Here is an 18,986-nt window from a genome sequence, read left to right on the forward strand (position 1 = left end):
CTTCGGTGGCCGCCCCTTTTTCATGCACCCGTCCGGGTAGTACCTGCGCGGACCCACAGCACGATAATCTAGCCAGAGTCCACCAACGGGAGGCACCATGGAAACCGTCAACACTGCAATCCAGCCCGAGAAGACCCGCCGACGTGTACTTCTGAAACTTTCCGGCGAGGTCATCGGCGGAGGCAAGCTCGGCGTCGATCCCGAAACCGTCCGGGCCATCGCCAAGCAGATCGCGGCAGCAGTCTCCGACGTCGAGGTAGCCATCGTCGTAGGCGGCGGTAACTTCTTCCGCGGCGCAGAACTTTCCCAGAGCGGCATGGACCGCTCCCGCGCCGACTACATGGGCATGCTCGGCACGGTCATGAATTGCCTGGCCCTGCAGGACTTCCTGGAGCAGGCAGGCGTTGAAACCCGTGTCCAGAGCGCCATCACCATGGGCCAGGTTGCCGAGGCTTACATTCCCCGCCGGGCCATCCGCCACATGGAGAAGGGCCGCGTTGTCATCTTCGGTGCAGGCGCCGGACTGCCCTATTTCTCCACTGATACCGTGGCGGCCCAGCGTGCCCTCGAAGTCCATGCCGACGTGGTCCTCATGGCCAAGAGCGGCGTGGATGGCGTGTACACCGCTGATCCCAAGAAAGACCCCGCTGCCGAGAAGCTGGATGTCCTCAGCTATGACGACGCACTGCGCCGGGACATCCGCGTCATGGACCAGACAGCCATGACCATGTGCAAGGACAACAAACTGTCCATGGTGGTCTTCGGGATGGAAGGCGAGGGCAACGTTACCCGTGCCATCCTCGGCGAAACGCTGGGAACCCTGGTTACTCCCTAGCAAGGGCTAGGATATTTCTAGGACCGTCCGCCTCTCACGGCGGAACTTTACTGTGCACTGCGGCCTGCATGAGGGCAGCAACTATTTTCTGAGGAGAAACCCGTGATCGAAGAGACCTTGCTCGAAGCCGGCGAGAAGATGGACAAGGCGGTTGAGGTAGCCAAGGACGATTTCGCCACGATCCGTACGGGTCGGGCGAACCCCGGTCTCTACAACAAGGTGATTGTCGAGTACTACGGCACACCCACGCCGCTTCAGCAGCTGGCTTCGTTCGGTGTGCCCGACGCCCGGACCATCCTCATCACGCCGTACGACAAGACCGCGCTGCGCGACATTGAGAAGGCGTTGAGCGATTCCGAGGTTGGTGCCAACCCCTCGAACGACGGCAACGTCATCCGAGTCACCATTCCTGAGCTCACCAAGGAGCGTCGCAAGGAGTACGTCAAGATCGTCAAGGGCAAGGGTGAAGACGCCAAGGTCTCCATCCGCAGCATCCGCCGCAAGGCAAAAGACACGCTGGACAAGCTCGTCAAAGACGGCGAAGCCGGCGAAGACGATGGTGCCCGCGCTGAGAAGGAGCTCGACGCCCTGACCAAGCAGCACGTTGACAGCATCGACGAACTGCTCAAGCGCAAGGAAGCCGAGCTGCTCGAGGTCTGATGAACCAGGCTGAGCCGGCACCCGCTGGACGGGTCCCGACGCGCGTTACCCCTCAACGCGCCAGGCGCGTACGGACGAACCCCACGCCAAAGGCCGGCCGGAATCTTCCGGCGGCCATCGGCGTCGGGCTTTCCATGCTGCTGGCGGTTTTGGGCGGCTTGCTTTTCCTCCCTCTGGGTTTCGTCCTGCTCACCACGGCTTTTGCTGTGTTGGGTGTGTGGGAAGTTTTCCGGGCCCTTGAGGCCCAGGGCACCAGGATGCCGATCATCCCCGTGATGGTTGGCAGCCTGGTGATGCCGGTGTCGGCCTACTTCGGTGGCCTGGAAGGTTTGCTGTTCACCATGACGGCGAGTTCCGTGGCCGTCCTGCTGTGGCGGTCCATCGAGAGTGCCGCCGGAGCGCCGAGGAGCGTGTTCGCCGGTGTGTTCACGCTGGCGTGGATTCCGTTCCTTATCAGCTTCGCGTCGCTGTCCTTGCACACCACCAGCGGGCCTACTCCTGTCGGCTTTTGGCCGGATGGGATCCCCGAAGGCGCATGGCAGATCGCGTCCATGCTTTTGTTGGTTGTTTCCAACGACACGTTTGGGTACATCGTTGGGGCGTCCTTCGGGAAGCACCCCATGGCTCCAAAAATCAGTCCCAAAAAGTCCTGGGAGGGTTTCGCGGGGTCGGTGGGTGGAGCCATGCTCATTGGCGTCCTGGCGTGTGTCTTCCTCCTCGACAAGCCCTGGTGGGTGGGCTTGCTCCTGGCCGTTGGCATGGTGGCCGCCGCTACGGCAGGCGACCTCGCCGAGTCCATGGTCAAACGTGAACTGGGGGTCAAGGACATGAGCAGTATCCTGCCTGGCCATGGTGGCGTCATGGACCGCCTGGACTCCATTGTGTTCGCGGCCCCTGTAGCCTATGTTCTGTTCGCGCTGCTCAGCGGCGTCTGACAATCAACGAAGGAAAATTAGTGTCCGTGGATATTCGACGCCAGATTCCCGCAACGTTCGATCGCGTAGAGCGCAGCAAGTACGGCTATAACGCCAAACAAGTTGACGAGTTCCTTCAGCGAGCCAGGACGTCGTTTGAAAACCCTGTGGGTACCGCTGACCAGGTGGCCAGCGTGGACGTGCGGGACGTGGCTTTTGACCCGGTCAAGGGTGGGTACGACGCCCACAGCGTGGATGCCGCCCTGGATCGGCTCGAGGACGCGTTTGCGCGCCGCGAGCGTGACGACCTCATCGGCCAACAGGGCGAAGAAGCCTGGCTGCGCCAGATCGGCAAACTTTCCGGGATCCTGCGGGGCCGGCTTCACCGGCCCGACGGCGAGCGGTTCCGTCGGCCTTCCAGCAAGCGGGCGCGCAGCTACAACATCCAGGACGTTGATGCCCTGTGTGCTGAGCTGGTGGGTTACCTTGAGCACGACCAGGTCCTGAGCGTGGACACTGTCCGGCGGGCCGTCTTCCGGGCGGCCAAGGGCAATGAAGGCTATGAGGAAGCGCAGGTGGACGCTTTCCTGGCCCGCGCTGTAGAGCTCATGGCGGCCATCGACTAGTCCACACCCCGCTCAGCGGGTGCAGGGCTAGTGAGTGCTGGGGGAAACGGGCAGGTTGTTCTTCCATACCGCCAGGTAGCGTCTGTGGCCGCGGGCCAGCGATGTGCCGAAGAAGGCCAAGGCAACCAGAACGGCTACTGGGACTGCCACCACTGGGGGAAGCCCGGCTGTCAGGAGTGCCGATCCCAGCAGCAGGGCGATCAAGGCCGAGTTGACGAACCCCATGAAGACCATGCTGCTGCCAGCAACTTGGCTGAAGTCAGTCCGAACGCCCAGGAAGTAATACGTCCTTTTGGCGCCTTCTTCGTCATCGTGAGCGCCGGCCATGAGGTAGGGCCCTATGCCGGGATCCATGTCGACGTAGGCCGCCCGCAAGCGGTTCATTGCCAGGACGTACATCAGGTCCTCCATGCCCACACTCATGACGCGCACGTGGGTGAGCAGGCCAACCACCAGGTCGATGCTGAGGACGGTCAGCGCGAAGGCCCTGAAGGCATCTGAAAACTGTGTGGCGTTACCCACCAGCGCCACGCTCAACAGGCTTGCCGACGTGAAGGTCAGGAACATGCTGATGCGTGTGAGGACTTCGCCTTGGGTGGTACTGCGCGAGGCGAGCAGGCTCCAGTGTTCGGTGGCCAGCAATTGCGCGCGGACACTCGGTGACAACTCCGTCGGTCGTGCCGGCGGCTCTGGGCTGGAGGCGCCCGGTTCCTCGGACATGGCGTCATTGTCCACCCTTGCTGCTGCGCGGACAACAGGCCACTGCATCTGCGGGCCTAGCGCTCGGTGGCCACCGGCCGCTCCGGGACGTGCAACCGCGACATCACGCGATTCACGGACGCCGGCACACGGCTTTTCGTTGCGAGGGAAACGAGCACTGTCACCGCGAAAGCTGCCGGAACGCTCCACGCCGCCGGCTGGGCAAGCCACGGGGGTGCATTGCCTGATCCCATGAGCGTACCTACCACCATGGCACCACCGCAGAGCAGCGCACCGGTCAGCATTCCGGCAATTGCGCCGGCGTCAGTGAGTCCGCGCCACCAGATTCCCAGCAGCAGGACCGGGCAGATGGTGGAGGCCGTGAACGCGAAGACCAGGCCAACGCTCCCGGCCAACGCCAGGGTGTCGGTCATCAGGGCAAAACCCAAAGGCACGACGGCGGCGAGCACCGCTGCGAGGCGGAAGCCCCTGACGCTTCCGCCGAAAAGGTCCTGGCTGATGACGCCCGACAGCGAAACCACCAGCCCTGAGGTGGTGGACAGGAAAGCGGCGAACGCTCCGGCTACGACGAGGGCGGAGAGGAGGTCTCCGGCGGTGCCTCCTATCAGCTTGCCGGGGAGCAGGAGGACCAAAGCATCGGCCTGGCCGGATTGTGCGAGTTCGGGCGCGAACATTCTTCCCACCGCGCCGGACGCGGTGGGAAAAAGATAAAAGACGGAGAGCAGGCCCAGCACAATGAGCGTGGTTCTCCGGGCGGATTGCCCGTCCGGATTGGTGTAGAACCGTACCAGTACGTGGGGCAGGCCCAGGGTGCCGAAGAGCAACGCCACCAACAGGGAAATGTGCTGGTACGCGCCGGCTGAGGCCTGGCCGGTGGGGTTGATGGGAAGCGGCGCCTGGGCTGCTGTGCCGTTTCCGGCGAGCACCAGCAGCACGAAGACCACCGGAACAGCCAAGGCAGTCAGTTTCAGCCAGTATTGGAACGCCTGGACAAACGTGATGGAACGCATGCCACCTGCCACCACCGTGAGGCACACCACCACAACAACCGCCGTCGAGCCTACCCACGACGGCAGGCCGGTGGTGATGCGGATGGTGAGCGCCGCCCCGTGGAGTTGCGGGACGATGTACAGCCAGCCAACAGCAACCACCACAAGGCTGGTCACGCGGCGGACCAGCGCGGAATCCAAGCGGGCTTCGGTGAAGTCGGGAATGGTGTAGGCGCCGGATCGACGCAGGGGAGCAGCGACGAAGAGCAACAGCATCAAGTACCCGGCGGTGTAACCCACCGGGAACCAAAGCGCGTCCGTTCCTGAGAGCAGGATCAGTCCGGCGACGCCCAGGAAACTGGCGGCGGACAGGTACTCGCCGCCGATTGCGGAAGCATTCCACCAGGGCGGGACCGTTCGTGAAGCCACGTAGAAGTCGCCGGTTGTCCGCGAGATGCGCAGACCGTAGAAGCCGATCACCGCGGTCACAAGCGACACGGCAAGGAATGCGAACATGCCTACAGCCGGGTTCACTTGTCCTCCGCCAGGTCCTTGTAGCGGGCTTCGTTGCGGGCCGCCGCGCGGGTGTACAACCAGGCGCTCAAACCGATCACCGGGTAGATGCCGGCGCCCAGCACCATCCAGTCCAGGGGGATGCCGAATATCCGTGTTTCCGCCACGCCCGGCCCGTACACCAGGAACAGTGCGATCACCACGAGGATGAGCAGGAAGCAGCAGGCCACCACCAGCGCCAAGCGCAATTGGGATCGGATCAGGGACCGGATGAAGAGCTTGCCGGCGTCGGAGTCTTCGGCGACCTCGCGCGGGTAGGGCAGCCGGCCGGGAGCCGTTGTGGCAGATTGGCGGGGTGCCGTTACACGGACGCGCGTCATCCCTGCGGCCGGATACGCGTGGACTGCAGTTTGTCCCGGACGGAGGGCAAGTGGCGTCGGCTGATGGGCAACTCAGCTCCGGCCACGGCTACGCTGGGACCCGTTGCAGACAACTTGAGGTGCTGGACGTGGTTCAGGGCGATCAGGTAAGAGCGGTGGATCCGGATGAACCCTGCCTCTGCCCACTTCTGTTCAAGGTCGCTGAGGGGAACCCGGATGAGATAGCTGGCTTCGGCTGTGTGCAGCCGCGCGTAGTCGCCCTGGGCCTGTACGTAGCTGACGTCGTCCCGGCGAATCATGCGCGTGGTGCTGCCAAGATCCACAGTGATCATCTCCGGCGCGGGGGTGCCTTCCTTGATCAGGTCACTGATCCGATCCACGGATCGGGAGAGCCGTTCCGCGCGCAGCGGCTTCAGCAGGTAGTCGATCGCGGCGAGGTCGAAAGCTTCCAGCGCGCAGTCTTCATCGGCGGTGACAAAAACGACGGCAGGTGGATTGTTGCTCCGGGAAATGGCCCGTGCAATGTCCAAGCCGGACAGGGCAGGCATGTGGATGTCCAGGAAAACGGCGTCCACAGACTCCGTTTCCAGGGTCCGCAGGGCCTCGGCACCGGAGGAGGCCCGGTGGATGGCACCAATCCGTTCGTCCCGTCCCAGCAGGAAGGCAAGCTCCTCTACGGCGGGCAGTTCGTCATCAGCGACGAGCACGTTGATCATGTTTAAAGACTAACCGTCGCCTCACGCGTCATGGCCGGGCTGGGATTTGGGCACCCGCATGGTGATCAGGGTTCCTTCCCCGGGAGCAGTGTCGATGACCAGCCCGTGCTCGTCCCCGTAGACCTGGCGCAAGCGGGCATCTACGTTGCGCAGTCCCACATGGATCCCATCCGTGTGCCCGGCGAGCACTGACCTCAGGTGCTCAGGGTCCATGCCCACGCCGTCGTCCTCGATGGTCACTTCAGCGAACGCGCCGGAGTCGTTGGCGCAGATGGTGATATGTCCCGGGCCCTCCTTGGCCTCCAGGCCGTGCCGGACTGCGTTCTCCACCAACGGTTGGAGGCTAAGGAACGGGATGACCGTGCTGAGGACCTCGGGGGCGATCCTGAGACTCACCTGAACGCGTTCGCCGAAGCGCGCCCGTTCCAGCAGAAGATAACGGTCGATGCAGCGCAGTTCCTCGGCCAGCGTGGTGAAGTCGCCGTGGCGCCGGAAGGAGTACCGGGTGAAGTCGGCGAACTCCACCACCAGCTCCCGGGCCCGGGCGGGGTCTGTGTTGATAAACGAGGCGATGGCATTGAGGGAGTTGTAGATGAAATGCGGGCTGATTTGGGCACGCAACGCCCTGACCTCAGCCTCCATCAGCAAGGTCCGTGATGCTTCGAGTTCCGTCAGCTCCAACTGGGCGGCAATCCAGTCGGCCACCTCGCTGGTGGCCCTGACCAGCCCGGCACCTGCCGCCGGCGCCAAGGCAGCCACCGAGCCGACCACCCTGGACCCGGAGCGGATAGGAGCAATCACGGCACTGAAGTCATGGTTTCCGTGCTCGGCTTTGGCCGTGGTCCGATGCCCGGCGTGGGGTACCACCGCGGTTCGGCCAGTGGCCAGTACCTCGGCAGCAAGTCGCATCAGCGATGGCCTGAGTTCCTCGGCTGCACCGTCCCAGGCGAGCACCGAATCGGTGTCCGTGATGGCCAGCGCATCGCAGCCCAGCAGTACGCGCAGTTGCTTGCTCGCTTTCGCTGCACCTGCCGGTTGGAGGCCGCCGCGGAGATGCTGCCCGGCCCGGGAGGCCGCGTGCAAGGTGTTGTAGGTGGCCCGTTCAGCGTCGGTGCCCAGGTCCCGGAAGGAACGCATCACCTTCAGCCCAACACCCACGACGACGGCGATGGCCAGCACGATCACGGCGATGGCAGCGGCTGTGAACAGCGGGGAGTCGGGCATAAGGCCAGCGTAGTCGGATGCTCCTCCACCTCCGGCCCTGATTCCACGGATGGTGGTTCACATCCACCGTTTGGCGCAGCGCCGCAACCGTTGAGCGATGGCAGTGAGCGATGCTCTGGAACAGTTACCGGACGGCGTTCGATAGTGATAGCAGTCACATTGGCAAGGCATGTGGAGCTCATGTGGACACATCACAATCAGGAGGAACCATGGGTAATGAGGCCCAACCCCAGGACGCACAGGCGTCCGTGGACTTCCATGAAGTCCAACAGACGGAACGGTTCAAGACACTGCGCAAGCGGCATCGCAGCTTTGTCTTCCCGATGGCCGTCGTATTCCTGCTCTGGTATTTCGCGTATGTCCTCTTGGCCGCCTATGCGGTGGACTTCATGTCCATCAAGGTCTGGGGCAACATCAACGTCGGCCTGATCCTCGGCCTGCTGCAGTTCGTCACTACCTTCGGCATCACGGCATGGTACGTGAGCTACTCCAACAGGAAGCTGGACCCGATCGCTGCTGAAATCCGTCACGAGATCGAGGGCCACGAATTTGATAAGGACGGCAATGTGATGAGCGGGGGAGTCAAATGAACACCATGGTCCCGGCGGCAGTCAACGTCGAAGCGCTGAAAGACACCACCCTGCTCAACATGGGCATTTTCGCCCTCTTCGTGGCGGTCACCATGGTGATCGTCTTCCGGGCCAGCCGGAACAACAAGACCGCAGCGGATTACTACGCAGCAGGACGTTCGTTTACTGGTTCGCAGAACGGCACGGCCATCGCCGGCGACTACCTTTCGGCAGCATCCTTCCTCGGCATCACCGGTGCCATCGCCATCAACGGCTACGACGGGTTCCTGTACTCCATCGGCTTCCTCGTCGCCTGGCTGGTGGCGCTGCTGCTGGTGGCCGAACTGCTCCGCAACACCGGCAAGTTCACCATGGCTGACGTTCTGTCCTTCCGCTTGCGTCAGCGCCCTGTCCGAATTGCGGCCGCCCTCTCCACCTTGGCCGTTTGCTTCTTCTACCTTCTGGCCCAGATGGCAGGAGCAGGCAGCCTGATTTCGCTCCTGCTGGGCATCAGCGACTGGGGCGGTCAAGCCTTGGTGATCATCGTCGTCGGCGCATTGATGATCATGTACGTACTGATCGGCGGCATGAAGGGCACCACCTGGGTGCAGATCATCAAAGCCATCCTGCTCATTGCCGGCGCAGGGGTCATGACAGCCATGGTGTTGGCAATCTATGGCTTCAACCTGTCCAGCCTGCTGGGCTCTGCAGCTGAAGCAGCCAACAACCCGGCCATCCTGAACCCAGGCCTGCAGTATGGAAAGACCGAAACATCCAAGCTCGACTTCATGTCCCTGGGCCTTGCCTTGGTCCTCGGCACAGCCGCACTGCCCCACGTGCTGATGCGCTTCTACACTGTTCCTACAGCCAAGGAAGCCCGCAAGTCCGTGGTTTGGGCGATCTGGCTGATCGGCCTGTTCTACCTCTTCACCCTGGTGTTGGGCTACGGTGCAGCAGCCCTGGTGGGGGCGGAAACCATCAAGTCCGCACCCGGCGGCGTCAACTCCGCCGCACCCCTGCTGGCCTTCCACTTGGGCGGCCCGTTGCTCCTGGGCTTCATTTCGGCGGTTGCCTTCGCCACCATCCTGGCGGTGGTGGCCGGCCTGACCATCACTGCGGCCGCATCCTTCGCGCACGATATTTACGCCAATGTCATTGCCAAGGGCAAAGCCGATGCAGTCACCGAGGTGAAGGTGGCACGCCGCACTGTGGTGGTTATTGGTGTCCTTGCGATCCTCGGTGGCATCTTTGCCAACGGCCAGAACGTGGCATTCCTGGTGGCGCTCGCTTTCGCGGTTGCAGCGTCGGCCAACCTGCCCACCATCGTCTACTCCCTTTTCTGGAAGAAGTTCACCACCCAGGGGGCGGTCTGGAGCATGTACGGCGGTTTGGCTGCGGCCATCCTGCTCATCACGTTCTCACCCGTGGTTTCGGGTGCCAAGACGTCCATGATCCCCGGGGCGAACTTCGCTCTGTTCCCGCTGAGCAACCCGGGCATCGTGTCCATCCCGTTGGCCTTCTTCCTGGGATGGCTCGGAACCGTTCTGGACAAACGGCGCGAAGATCCGGCCAAGCAGGCGGAAATGGAAGTGCGCTCGCTGACCGGCGTCGGTGCCGAGAAGGCAGTAGACCACTAGCGCCGGCTCGACCAACGTCACCACCCAGGAAGGCCCCTCCTGCGCACAACGTGCAGGAGGGGCCTTCCTGTGTGCCGGTCGGCTCTTCTCAAGGCTGCGCCTAGTTCTTCAAACTGTGTCTACTTCTTCAGGCTGAGCCATTCCGTCAGCTGTTCCAGCGGCCACGTGGTGACAATCCGTTCCTTCGGGACGCCCAGGGCTTCGGCGCGTTCGGCACCGTACTGCAGGAAATCGAGTTGGCCAGGAGCATGGGCATCACTGTCGATGCTGAACAGGCAGCCGGCGTCCAAGGCCATCTTGATGAGGTTGTCCGGTGGGTCCTGGCGCTCGGGACGGGAATTGATTTCGACGGCGACGCCCCACTCCGCGCACTCCTTGAAGACTCTTCCGGCATCAAACTCGGACTCAGGCCGGGTACCCCGTGATCCTTGGACGAGGCGGCCGGTGCAGTGTCCCAGGACGTTGGTGTGGGGATCGCTGATGCCGCCCAACATCCGCGTGGTCATGGTCTTTTTGTCTGACCGGAGTTTGGAGTGGACACTGGCCACCACAACGTCCAGCTGGCCCAGCATGTGGGGAGTCTGGTCCAGGGTTCCGTCTTCGAGGATGTCCACTTCAATGCCTTTGAGGAGGCGGAAGCCTTCCTGGGTTGAGTTGATTCCCTCCACGATGTCGAGCTGCTTCTCAAGCCGCTCCACGCTCAGGCCATTGGCGATCGTGAGATTGGGGGAGTGATCCGTGAGGGCAAGATACTCGCGGCCGAGGGTCCGTGCCGCTGCCACCATGGCTTCGATGGGGGAGCCGCCGTCGGACCAGTTGCTGTGGCTGTGAAGATCGCCGCGCAGCGCTGCCCGGAGAGTGTCTCCTCCGGATGCCAACGATTCCGTGCCACGTTCGCGCAGGTCGGCAAGATACTCGGGGACCCGGTCTTCGAGGGCCTGTGTAATGACTTCGGCGCTGCGGTTGCCGACGCCTTTGAGGCTGGTGATCCGCCCGGTGCCCACGAGCTTCGCGAGTTCTCCGGGCGGAAGCTGCCGCACGGCGTCGGCCGCTTTCCGAAAGGCCTGGACCTTGAAGGTAGGGGCCTGGCTGCGTTCGAGCCAAAAGGAGATTTCGTCGAGCGCCTCTATGGGATCCATGGCTCCATGATCCACGAACCAGGCGCACCATCAACAGTGGGCAGTGTCAATGGTGCGCCGGTTCGGTCGCCGTCACCTAGTGGTGGCGACCCGGGTCCAGGGCGGGATTGGAGCCCTGGCCGTTTTCTCCGTGCGGGGCCTGGCCGTGCTCGCCATGCGGAACAGCGTGCTGTCCTGCCATCGAGGCGGCCAGTCCCGGTGTTGCCACTGTTGCAACAACGACGGCGGCTCCGAACGCGGCTGCCAGAAGCCGCCCGGTCCTTGGCTGGCCGTGGGCGCCGCCGTCGTTGGTCTTGTGCTGCCGCCTCAGCCAGCCGGCTCCGGCAAGTGCCATGAGCGTCAGGCCGAGGGCGGCAAAGTGGCTCACGTCCAGTGAGCGCAGGGAGCTGATCCCGATAACTGAGACTGCGAGGTGCGCAGCAGCAGCAACGGCGAGTACAGGAAGCGCGAATCGTGCGAAGACCAGGGCGTTGCGGTGCAACCCCCGCAGGGACCAGGCCAAAAAGGCCAGGCCCGCCGCGAGGGTTGCCACGCCGGCAACCACCATCCCGGGTGTCGCTGACGATGTTCCGGTGAGGTATCCGGCGGCAAGGGAAAGCTCGACCATCCCGGCGGCCATCGCTGCGAAGTACACGAACAGGAGGGTCGCTGCGTTCAGTGTGGGGTGGTGTTTGCTTTCCATGGTCCTTGCCGTCCTCTCGCTGCTTTACTCGGTGATCAGGCGGATCAGGCGCGGGCGGAAGCTACGGCTGCCTTGTCCTGGGACAGTGCAACTCCCAGCAGGACCACAGCGCTGGCGAGGTGCAGCACATTGTCTGCGCCGTTGAGGGCGATGATGTTCAGGGACGAACCCACCAGGAAAAGTCCGAGGATACCTACCAGAAGGTAAACGCCGCCTACGGCCGTGTTGACGGATTTGGACAGCGTGACGCTGTTCATGCCGGCGTAAAGAAGGGCAGCGCCGATGGCCAGGTGGATGATGTTGTGAAGCGGGTTCACGGCGAAGATGATCAGGTTGGCGCCCTCGGTGGCGAAGAAGCCGATTCCCGAGGTGACAAAGAATCCGAGCACGCCTACCAGAAGGTAGACAGCTCCGAAGATGGTGGCGATCAGGCGATTGGGCGAAGTACGCATGGTCCGAACCTTCCGGTGATGGCCGGATATCCCGGCCGTCCTGCTGAGCCCCGGGTGGGGCTCTCAAGCAGTGATTCGGACCATAGGCGCAGGTGGATGGGTGGTGGTACGGAAATTCTTTCCTGCGGCTAGGGGCGGAGGCGGATGCTGCTCATCTTGAGGTCGTTGGTGCCCTCGAAGACGTATTGGAGATCGATGGTCTTGCCGTCGCATTGCAAGGTACCGGAGAGATCGGCCTTGTTGTTGCCGTTGTTGTTGTTCACGTTCACCGAGTTGTAGTTCGGCTTGCACGAGCTATCAAGCTCAAGGCTGGCAATGCCGTCCACGAACGACTGCTTGTCCAGCTCGTCCTTTAGTGGCTGGCTTAGGTAGTTGTCGTAGGCCTGCTCGGTTTGGCCTGTGACCACCAAATTGGTGAATTCGTCCGCCAATGACCTGGCCTTGGACGTTGCATTGCCCACCAGGTTGACCAGCAGCAACACGCCCACCACTGCCAGCACGATCACGCCGGCGACGATGCTGAGGACGATCCACAGCACCTTCCTGCTCTTCCGGGCCGGTGGCTGGCCGAACTGGCCCGGAGGGTACTGCCCTGGTTGGAATTGGCCCTGCGGGTAAGGGTTCTGGGCGTACGGCTCCTGGCCGGGTGCTCCGTACTGGGGGCCGCCGTATTGGGGGCCGCCAGGTTGGGGCCCGGCGTTTTGGGGCCCGCCGGCTTGGGGAGCAGCGGACGACGGCGGCTGTTGCCACTGCGGCGAGCCGCCGGTCTGAGGGGGGTACCCGGGTCCGGGCGGCACCGGTGGCGGGTTCTGGCCCGGGTAGTTGGGCTCGGGTTGTTGCGGGTTGCTCACGGTAGTGCCCCTTTCGGCAGCCTTAGGCAGCGCCACCACATGGCCGGGGTCCTCTGGCCGGCCCCCGGTACGTCCTCTTGCATCCAATCGCATGCGGGTTCGACGGGCAAGTACCGTTTCGCGAATAACAGCAGGTGGGGAAGGTTTTAGTCCCCGGAGCGCCTTCCCAGGAGCGGCTGGACGCGGTAAGGGATCATCTCCCGCATCGCCAGTGCTGTGTCGGTCCGTTCCACCCCATCGCAGCCGAGGATTTTTCCATTGATGCGGTAGAGGTCCTCCGCATCCAAGGCGACGACACGCAACAGCAGGTCCGCCGAGCCGGTGAGGCCAAAGCCTTCGAGGATCTCCGGAATGTCTGCCAGGTCCTGCGCCAAGGAAGCGAGCTTTTGTTGTTGGACGTGGACCGTGATGAATGCCGTCAATGGATAACCGAGTGCGGCCGGGTTGATCCTTCGCTCAAAGGAGAGGAAGGCGTGCTTCTTCTCCAGCTGGGCCATGCGGGCCTGCACCGTGTTGCGGGACAGGCCCAGCTTTTGGGCAAGGGCAACCACTGTCCCGCGGGGGTCTTTGGCCATCGCGGAAAGGAGCCGGGTGTCAGTGCCATCCAGGGGTTGCATAATGCGCAAGATTAGCACGGTGGGCACGGTCGAAACAGGGCAGAATGCTCAATTTGCAGAAGGGTAGTTGTACCCGATGCGCGTTGTGAGTAGGGTCACAATTAACTCCGGCGAAGGTGCCGGAGGGCCGGTCTGCGGCAGGATCACAAGTCCAGCCAGCGCCGACGAAAACGAGCCGGAAGGTTGCGATCACCTGTGTTGACGGATCAGGCGGGCAAGGGAGTGCACCACGACACTCCGGGCCCTGGACATAGTGCACAAAATCCCCTGAGGACTGGCGGCAATCTGCTCCAGTTGGTGTCGCCGGAAGGCGAGCGGATCAGCCATCCGGAATTCGATGTCTGGGTCAAGGACGTCGGAGATGAGCAGTTGTGTTCCTTGTATGAGGACATGACAGTCATCCGCCGCATCGATGCCGAAGCGACGGCACTCCAACGTCAGGGCGAACTGGCATTGTGGCCACCGCTGCTGGGCCAGGAAGCGTCGCAGATCGGCTCCAGCCGTTCGCTGCGCGATGACGACTTCGTCTTTCCCAGCTACCGCGAAAGCGGCGTGGCCTATGTTCGTGGCGCGCACCTTTCCGAGATCGCCAGGGTGTGGCGCGGCAATGCCTCCTATGGTTGGGACCCGCAGCGCATCAATCTGGCGACGCCGCAGATCATCATCGGATCCCAGAGCCTGCACGCCACGGGCTACGCCATGGGAGTCCAGCTGGATGGCGCAAACACTGCGGTTCTGGCCTACTTCGGTGATGGCGCCACGAGTGAAGGCGACGTGAACGAGGCCATGGTGTTCGCGGCCAGCTACCAGGCTCCCGTGGTGTTCTTTTGCCAGAACAACCATTGGGCCATTTCCGAACCTGTGCGGGTACAGTCACACGTGCAATTGGCGGACAGGCCTACCGGATTCGGAATTCCGAGCATGCGTGTTGACGGCAACGATGTACTCGCTGTCATGGCTGCCACGAGGGTAGCGCTGGACCGTGCACGCAAGGGCGGAGGGCCCACCTTCATCGAGGCCGTCACTTACCGCATGGGTCCGCACACCACGGCCGATGACCCCACCCGGTACCGCGACCCGATCGAACTCGAAGACTGGGCTGCCAAGGATCCCATCCTGCGGCTGCGCAAGCTCCTGGAGGCCAAGGGCCTCCTCGCCGAGGATGTCGAGGCCCGCGTCAAAGCGAAGGCTGACGCCGTGGCAGCCGAGCTCCGTTCCAGCTGCATCGAGATGCCGGACCCTCAGCCGCTGGACGTCTTCAACCACGTCTACAGCACGCCCAATTCCTGGATCGAACGCCAGAAGGACCACTACTCGCGCTACCTGAACAGCTTCAACCAGCCAGTCGAGGAAGGTGCACTCTGATGTCCAAGCTCACGTTTGCCCGGGCTATCAATGCCGGCCTCCGGAAGTCGCTCGAAAACGATCCCAAAGTAGTCCTGATGGGTGAGGACATTGGCTCGCTCGGTGGTGTCTTCCGCGTCACCGACGGACTCCAGAAAGACTTTGGAAAACATCGGGTCATCGATTCCCCCCTGGCTGAGTCAGGCATTATCGGCACCGCGGTTGGCCTGGCCTACCGCGGCTACCGTCCCGTGTGCGAGATCCAGTTCGACGGCTTCATTTACCCTGCGTTCGACCAGATTGTCAGCCAGGTGGCCAAGATGCACTACCGCACCCAGGGGCGGGTCAAGATGCCCATCACCATCCGCGTTCCTTTCGGCGGCGGCATCGGCTCGCCCGAGCACCATTCAGAGTCGCCCGAGGCCTACTTCACCCATACCTCCGGTCTCCGGGTTGTTGCAGTGTCCAATCCGCAGGATGCCTACACCATGATCCAGCAGGCGATCGCTTCCGATGATCCCGTGCTCTACTTTGAACCCAAGCGTCGCTATCACGACAAGGGTGACGTGGACGAAAGCGTCGACCTCGCCACGGCACTTCCGCTGGACAAGGCCGCTGTGGTCAGTACCGGTTCCGATGTGACGCTGGTGGCCTACGGTCCACTGGTGAAAACGGCCAAGGACGCCGCGATGGCGGCGGCTGACGAGGGCATCTCCGTGGAAGTCATCGACCTCCGTTCACTGGCCCCCGTGGACTACCCCGTGGTGGAAGCATCTGTCCGTAAGACCGGCCGCTTGGTCATCACCCACGAGGCCGGCCAATCCGGCGGCCTGGGTGCGGAGATCGCTGCCAGCATCACGGAGCGGTGCTTCCACTATCTGGAGTCCGCCCCCGTCCGCATTACCGGCTTCGATGTGCCCTACCCCTACTCGAAGCTCGAAATGCACCACCTGCCGGATCTTGACAGGATTCTCGACGGCGTTGACCGCGCCTTGGGCCGCCCCAACTCGCTGAGTGGACTGGAAGGATGACCGCCACCATGATCAAGGAATTCAGGCTCCCGGACCTTGGCGAGGGCCTCACGGAATCGGAAATCCTGAGCTGGAAAGTGGCTGTAGGAGACACTGTCACGCTGAACCAGGTGATCGCCGAGGTGGAAACCGCCAAGGCCGTTGTTGAGTTGCCCTCTCCCTTCGCAGGAGTGGTGGCAGAACTTCATGAGCAGCCCGGCACGGTGGTGGAGGTCGGTAAGCCGATCGTATCGTTCGAGGTTGACGACGCCGGGTCCTCCAACGAGGGCGTCGCACCGACTGCCGGCAACGGGTCAGCCCGTATTGGTTCCCTTGGCAATGGTTCCGCTGGCGATCGCGCAGCTACTGACCGTGCGCCTGGTGACCGTGCGCCCGGTGACAGGGCCGCCGTCGCAACATCTGCGGGTGGTGGGCCTGCCGCCGCCGCCGAAGCCGTGGGGAGCCCCGCTAAACGCGAGCCGAACCTGGTGGGGTATGGCGCCGTCGTCGAACACAGCGGACGCCCGACCCGCCGCGCGCGCGGGCTGGTGTGGGACATCAAGGTCCCAACGCCCGCAACCCCGGAAGCACCCGTAACCCCGGAGGAACCAGTAACCGTCGAGCCCACAGCGGCCCGTCATACAGAGGAAGGGACACCTGAGCGACCTCGTTCCACTCCGCCAGTGCGAAAGCTCGCCCGTGACCTCGGGATCCACCTGGAATTGGTTCGCGGAACCGGGCCGGGCGGCCTCATCACCCGCGAGGATGTCCAGAACTTCTCCGATGCGCCGGAAGCTCCAGCCGCAGCCCGGACTCCGGATGCACAGGGCGGGCGGGAAACGAGGACGCCGATCAAGGGAGTCCGCAAGTTCACGGCCGCGGCCATGGTGCAAAGTGCTTTTACCGCGCCGCACGTGACGGAGTTCCTGACCGTCGACGTCACGGCAACCATGGATTTGTTGGCCCGGCTCAAAGGTAACCGGACGTTCGAAGGCTACAAGCTGACACCGCTGACCATCGCGGCCAAGGCGGTCCTGGTGGCGCTGGGGAACAACCCGTCGCTGAATTCCCGCTGGGATGAGGCGAGCCAGGAGATTGTCCAGTTCAACTATGTGAACCTGGGCATCGCTGCAGCAACGCCGCGTGGCCTGACGGTGCCGAACATCAAGGACGCTGACCGGCTGACACTGCGTGAACTCTCCACGTCGCTCACTGAACTGACCGATACCGCCCGTGCGGGCAAGACAACCCCGGCGGACTTGTCCGGTGGGACCATCTCCATCACCAACATTGGCGTGTTCGGCATTGACGCAGGCACTCCTATCCTGAACCCGGGAGAGGCCGCCATACTGGCACTGGGTGCTGTGCGGAAGGCGCCATGGGTGGTGAACGACGAACTCGCCGTCCGCCAGGTCATGTCCCTGAGCCTGTCCTTCGACCACCGCTTGGTGGACGGCGAACAGGGTTCACGGTTCCTCGCAGATCTGGGCTCCATCCTGGCCGATCCCGGCATGGTCATGACTATGATCTAGCGGTAACTGAAGCTGCGACGGCCCATCCCTTTACGAGTGCTTGCAGGAAACTGCGGTTAAGGGGTGGGCCGCCGCGCGTCAGCGGGCAGGTGGTGTCAGTCCCTGGTCGGTGTCAGTCTTCGGTGGGCGTAGTCCGGTTGGAGTGGACATTGCGCCAACTGTGTTCCGGCTCAAAGCCCAGGAGCCTGCGCGCCTTGTCGATGGACAGCATGGTTTCGTGCTCGCCCAGCTCTTTGAGGACCTCGACGCCGGGGAAGACTTCCGCGGCCAAATCGGCGCTGCTTCGGCTCATCACAGTATCGGCGGCGGCAATGATGAAAGTCTCGAAGCCCGGCACGCCATGTTCCAGGGCCCTGACCACTGCCAGTGCACCGTCGCGGGCGTCGATGTAGCCCCACAGGTTCCATTTCCGGAGGTTTGCGTCGGAGTCGAAGGACGGGAAGGCGTCGTAGTCCTCGGGGTCCATGACGTTGGAGAAACGCAGCGCGGTGATGCTCAGTTCCGGGTCCCATCGCGTGAGCTGGATGGCCATCTGCTCCTCTAGATGCTTGACCAGCGAGTAGGTGCTTTCGGGCCGGGCCGCGTACTCCTCGTCCACGGGAATGTAGGGAGGAGCGATGTCGAAGGGGAGCCCCAGTACCGTCTCGCTGGAGGCATAGACCACCTTCTTGATGCCGGCCCGCCGGGCAGCCTGGAACACGTTGTAGGTGGACACCATATTGTTCTCGAAAATTGCGGCGTCGGGGGCAAGGCCTGGTGCGGGAATGGCGGCCAAGTGAACAATGGCGTCCAAGCCGTGGTGCTGGTCATCCAGGCCCAGGATGACATCCAGGACCTGCCCGTAATTGCGGAGATCCACGTTGACGTAGCCCTTGCCACGGGTGCCGGCACGGTCAATGTTGAGCACATGATGGCCATCCTGCCTCAGACGCCGGACCACGCTGCTGCCCAGTTTCCCGCTTCCGCCGGTGACGGCAATCCTCATGGTCTGCTCCTCGATAGTGGCTGGTCCCTGACCCTGTCGCCTTGTTGATTCAGCTGCTGGTTGATTCGGCTGTTGCGTTGACTTCCCCGCCGGTGGAATCGACAGCATTGTTGACTTCGCTGCTTTCCTCATGACGCAAGTTTTGAGCTTCAGCCTAGGCGCCTCGGCGGGAGAAAACAGCCTGTCAGGCTGGCCCTGTGAGTCCTAGGAAGACACGAACGACCCAGGTGCAGAGTCCTACACGGGCTGGCCGGCCTCGCGGTAAGCCCGCGGGACTGTCCCAACCTCGCGGGTTTCGACAGTTCTGCCGGTTTGTCGGTTTACCGGGTTCTGCCGCCGTGCCGGTCTGCTGGTAAACCGTGGGCCGCTTGAGCTTGCTAAGTTCACGCTCGCCCAAGCCCGCGGGGCATCCCGCGCACGCCGTTCCCGCGGTGCATTCCGCGCACGACGTTATTCAGGCGGTCCCGGGCAGTTTTCGTCCGGCGCTGGGGTTGGGCGGGTTTGTGTTCTGCTGAGGCTTTCTTGTGTTTTGTGGGGTGTGGTGGTGGTTGCGTCGGGGTGTTTGGTGGGGGTCGATGTGGGGTGGGGGGA

General features: G+C 63.1%; 20 protein-coding genes. 9 read left to right on the plus strand and 11 right to left on the minus strand.

Features of this window, described 5'->3' with window-relative positions; genetic code table 11:
- The first annotated feature begins 97 nt into the window (after positions 1 to 97).
- The 4 genes from pyrH to RQH14_RS21840 all read left to right on the plus strand — a co-directional run bounded on the left by pyrH (position 98) and on the right by RQH14_RS21840 (position 3,035).
- Entirely contained in the window at positions 98 to 835 is a 738-nt protein-coding gene (gene pyrH / locus RQH14_RS21825; RefSeq protein ID WP_231342155.1) for a UMP kinase, read from the plus strand.
- Positions 836 to 937: 102 nt separating this feature from the next.
- Positions 938 to 1,495 carry a ribosome recycling factor gene (frr, locus tag RQH14_RS21830; RefSeq protein ID WP_159707894.1) on the plus strand — a complete coding sequence of 186 codons (558 nt, stop codon included), beginning with the start codon at positions 938 to 940 and terminating at the stop codon, positions 1,493 to 1,495.
- The gene (locus tag RQH14_RS21835) at positions 1,495 to 2,430 is read left to right on the plus strand and encodes a phosphatidate cytidylyltransferase (RefSeq protein ID WP_311215208.1); all 936 of its coding nucleotides are present in this window, start codon (positions 1,495 to 1,497) and stop codon (positions 2,428 to 2,430) included. The genes frr and RQH14_RS21835 overlap by 1 nt, the downstream gene beginning before the upstream one ends.
- A 20-nt stretch (positions 2,431 to 2,450) precedes the next feature.
- The gene (locus tag RQH14_RS21840; protein WP_311215209.1) at positions 2,451 to 3,035 is read left to right on the plus strand and encodes a DivIVA domain-containing protein; all 585 of its coding nucleotides are present in this window, start codon (positions 2,451 to 2,453) and stop codon (positions 3,033 to 3,035) included.
- A 27-nt stretch (positions 3,036 to 3,062) separates the two neighbouring features.
- Here the strand turns inward: RQH14_RS21840 and RQH14_RS21845 are convergent, their stop codons facing one another.
- The 5 genes from RQH14_RS21845 to RQH14_RS21865 are packed head-to-tail and all read right to left on the minus strand — an operon-like array spanning position 3,063 to position 7,577.
- Positions 3,063 to 3,755 carry a hypothetical protein gene (locus RQH14_RS21845; protein WP_311215224.1) on the minus strand — a complete coding sequence of 231 codons (693 nt, stop codon included), beginning with the start codon at positions 3,753 to 3,755 and terminating at the stop codon, positions 3,063 to 3,065.
- A gap of 56 nt (positions 3,756 to 3,811) precedes the next feature.
- Positions 3,812 to 5,278 (minus strand): cation acetate symporter, encoded by a 1,467-nt coding sequence (locus tag RQH14_RS21850; RefSeq protein WP_311215210.1) that lies wholly within the window; start codon positions 5,276 to 5,278, stop codon positions 3,812 to 3,814.
- Positions 5,275 to 5,637: a hypothetical protein gene (locus RQH14_RS21855; RefSeq protein WP_311215211.1), complete on the minus strand. Its 363-nt coding sequence runs from the start codon at positions 5,635 to 5,637 to the stop codon at positions 5,275 to 5,277. Before RQH14_RS21855 ends, RQH14_RS21850 begins: the two co-directional genes overlap by 4 nt.
- Positions 5,634 to 6,353 carry a LytTR family DNA-binding domain-containing protein gene (locus tag RQH14_RS21860; RefSeq protein ID WP_311215212.1) on the minus strand — a complete coding sequence of 240 codons (720 nt, stop codon included), beginning with the start codon at positions 6,351 to 6,353 and terminating at the stop codon, positions 5,634 to 5,636. The genes RQH14_RS21855 and RQH14_RS21860 overlap by 4 nt, the downstream gene beginning before the upstream one ends.
- A 21-nt stretch (positions 6,354 to 6,374) precedes the next feature.
- A complete protein-coding gene (locus tag RQH14_RS21865) occupies positions 6,375 to 7,577 on the minus strand; it encodes a histidine kinase (protein ID WP_311215213.1) in 1,203 nt (400 codons plus the stop codon).
- A 209-nt stretch (positions 7,578 to 7,786) separates the two neighbouring features.
- Here RQH14_RS21865 and RQH14_RS21870 point away from each other — a divergent pair, with 209 nt between their 5' ends.
- Entirely contained in the window at positions 7,787 to 8,167 is a 381-nt protein-coding gene (locus RQH14_RS21870) for a DUF485 domain-containing protein (RefSeq protein WP_311215214.1), read from the plus strand.
- Complete coding sequence (locus tag RQH14_RS21875) at positions 8,164 to 9,783, plus strand: sodium:solute symporter family transporter (RefSeq protein WP_311215215.1); 1,620 nt, start codon at positions 8,164 to 8,166, stop codon at positions 9,781 to 9,783. Before RQH14_RS21870 ends, RQH14_RS21875 begins: the two co-directional genes overlap by 4 nt.
- A gap of 119 nt (positions 9,784 to 9,902) precedes the next feature.
- On the opposite strand, the gene RQH14_RS21880 is transcribed toward RQH14_RS21875, so the two are convergent.
- The 5 genes from RQH14_RS21880 to RQH14_RS21900 form a co-directional block, all read right to left on the minus strand.
- On the minus strand, positions 9,903 to 10,922 hold the full coding sequence (locus RQH14_RS21880) for a PHP domain-containing protein (protein ID WP_311215216.1): 1,020 nt from the start codon (positions 10,920 to 10,922) through the stop codon (positions 9,903 to 9,905).
- A gap of 76 nt (positions 10,923 to 10,998) precedes the next feature.
- Positions 10,999 to 11,604, minus strand: a complete 606-nt coding sequence (locus RQH14_RS21885) for a hypothetical protein (protein WP_311215217.1) — start codon at positions 11,602 to 11,604, stop codon at positions 10,999 to 11,001.
- 44 nt (positions 11,605 to 11,648) lie between these two features.
- Positions 11,649 to 12,056 carry a DUF4383 domain-containing protein gene (locus RQH14_RS21890; protein WP_011774231.1) on the minus strand — a complete coding sequence of 136 codons (408 nt, stop codon included), beginning with the start codon at positions 12,054 to 12,056 and terminating at the stop codon, positions 11,649 to 11,651.
- Between the two features lie 128 nt (positions 12,057 to 12,184).
- The gene (locus RQH14_RS21895; protein ID WP_311215218.1) at positions 12,185 to 12,907 is read right to left on the minus strand and encodes a hypothetical protein; all 723 of its coding nucleotides are present in this window, start codon (positions 12,905 to 12,907) and stop codon (positions 12,185 to 12,187) included.
- Between the two features lie 146 nt (positions 12,908 to 13,053).
- Positions 13,054 to 13,524 carry an Lrp/AsnC family transcriptional regulator gene (locus RQH14_RS21900; RefSeq protein ID WP_311215219.1) on the minus strand — a complete coding sequence of 157 codons (471 nt, stop codon included), beginning with the start codon at positions 13,522 to 13,524 and terminating at the stop codon, positions 13,054 to 13,056.
- A gap of 195 nt (positions 13,525 to 13,719) precedes the next feature.
- Here RQH14_RS21900 and pdhA point away from each other — a divergent pair, with 195 nt between their 5' ends.
- From pdhA to RQH14_RS21915, 3 genes are read left to right on the plus strand one after another with little or no spacing between them, the layout of a single operon-like run.
- Positions 13,720 to 14,889: a pyruvate dehydrogenase (acetyl-transferring) E1 component subunit alpha gene (pdhA, locus tag RQH14_RS21905; protein ID WP_311215220.1), complete on the plus strand. Its 1,170-nt coding sequence runs from the start codon at positions 13,720 to 13,722 to the stop codon at positions 14,887 to 14,889.
- On the plus strand, positions 14,889 to 15,899 hold the full coding sequence (locus tag RQH14_RS21910) for an alpha-ketoacid dehydrogenase subunit beta (RefSeq protein ID WP_311215221.1): 1,011 nt from the start codon (positions 14,889 to 14,891) through the stop codon (positions 15,897 to 15,899). The genes pdhA and RQH14_RS21910 overlap by 1 nt, the downstream gene beginning before the upstream one ends.
- Complete coding sequence (locus RQH14_RS21915; RefSeq protein ID WP_311215222.1) at positions 15,896 to 17,410, plus strand: dihydrolipoamide acetyltransferase family protein; 1,515 nt, start codon at positions 15,896 to 15,898, stop codon at positions 17,408 to 17,410. The genes RQH14_RS21910 and RQH14_RS21915 overlap by 4 nt, the downstream gene beginning before the upstream one ends.
- Positions 17,411 to 17,522: 112 nt before the next feature.
- Here RQH14_RS21915 and RQH14_RS21920 read toward each other — a convergent pair whose 3' ends face one another.
- A complete protein-coding gene (locus RQH14_RS21920) occupies positions 17,523 to 18,395 on the minus strand; it encodes an NAD(P)-dependent oxidoreductase (protein ID WP_311215223.1) in 873 nt (290 codons plus the stop codon).
- Positions 18,396 to 18,986 lie beyond the last annotated feature (591 nt).

The sequence above is a fragment of the Arthrobacter sp. WCS2018Hpa-7 genome, assembly GCF_031843805.1.
In the GTDB taxonomy this organism is placed as follows: Bacteria; Actinomycetota; Actinomycetes; order Actinomycetales; family Micrococcaceae; genus Arthrobacter.

Excerpts from the sequence above, each read along its gene's own strand:
- RQH14_RS21910 (WP_311215221.1), top strand. The coding sequence starts at position 14,889 with ATGTCCAAGCTCACGTTTGCCCGGGCTATCAATGCCGGCCTCCGGAAG.
- RQH14_RS21900 (WP_311215219.1), bottom strand. The coding sequence starts at position 13,524 with ATGCAACCCCTGGATGGCACTGACACCCGGCTCCTTTCCGCGATGGCC.
- RQH14_RS21875 (WP_311215215.1), top strand. The coding sequence starts at position 8,164 with ATGAACACCATGGTCCCGGCGGCAGTCAACGTCGAAGCGCTGAAAGAC.
- RQH14_RS21845 (WP_311215224.1), bottom strand. The coding sequence starts at position 3,755 with ATGTCCGAGGAACCGGGCGCCTCCAGCCCAGAGCCGCCGGCACGACCG.
- RQH14_RS21865 (WP_311215213.1), bottom strand. The coding sequence starts at position 7,577 with ATGCCCGACTCCCCGCTGTTCACAGCCGCTGCCATCGCCGTGATCGTG.
- RQH14_RS21885 (WP_311215217.1), bottom strand. The coding sequence starts at position 11,604 with ATGGAAAGCAAACACCACCCCACACTGAACGCAGCGACCCTCCTGTTC.
- RQH14_RS21870 (WP_311215214.1), top strand. The coding sequence starts at position 7,787 with ATGGGTAATGAGGCCCAACCCCAGGACGCACAGGCGTCCGTGGACTTC.
- RQH14_RS21880 (WP_311215216.1), bottom strand. The coding sequence starts at position 10,922 with ATGGATCCCATAGAGGCGCTCGACGAAATCTCCTTTTGGCTCGAACGC.
- RQH14_RS21920 (WP_311215223.1), bottom strand. The coding sequence starts at position 18,395 with ATGAGGATTGCCGTCACCGGCGGAAGCGGGAAACTGGGCAGCAGCGTG.
- RQH14_RS21855 (WP_311215211.1), bottom strand. The coding sequence starts at position 5,637 with ATGACGCGCGTCCGTGTAACGGCACCCCGCCAATCTGCCACAACGGCT.
- RQH14_RS21860 (WP_311215212.1), bottom strand. The coding sequence starts at position 6,353 with ATGATCAACGTGCTCGTCGCTGATGACGAACTGCCCGCCGTAGAGGAG.
- pyrH (WP_231342155.1), top strand. The coding sequence starts at position 98 with ATGGAAACCGTCAACACTGCAATCCAGCCCGAGAAGACCCGCCGACGT.
- RQH14_RS21915 (WP_311215222.1), top strand. The coding sequence starts at position 15,896 with ATGACCGCCACCATGATCAAGGAATTCAGGCTCCCGGACCTTGGCGAG.
- RQH14_RS21835 (WP_311215208.1), top strand. The coding sequence starts at position 1,495 with ATGAACCAGGCTGAGCCGGCACCCGCTGGACGGGTCCCGACGCGCGTT.
- RQH14_RS21890 (WP_011774231.1), bottom strand. The coding sequence starts at position 12,056 with ATGCGTACTTCGCCCAATCGCCTGATCGCCACCATCTTCGGAGCTGTC.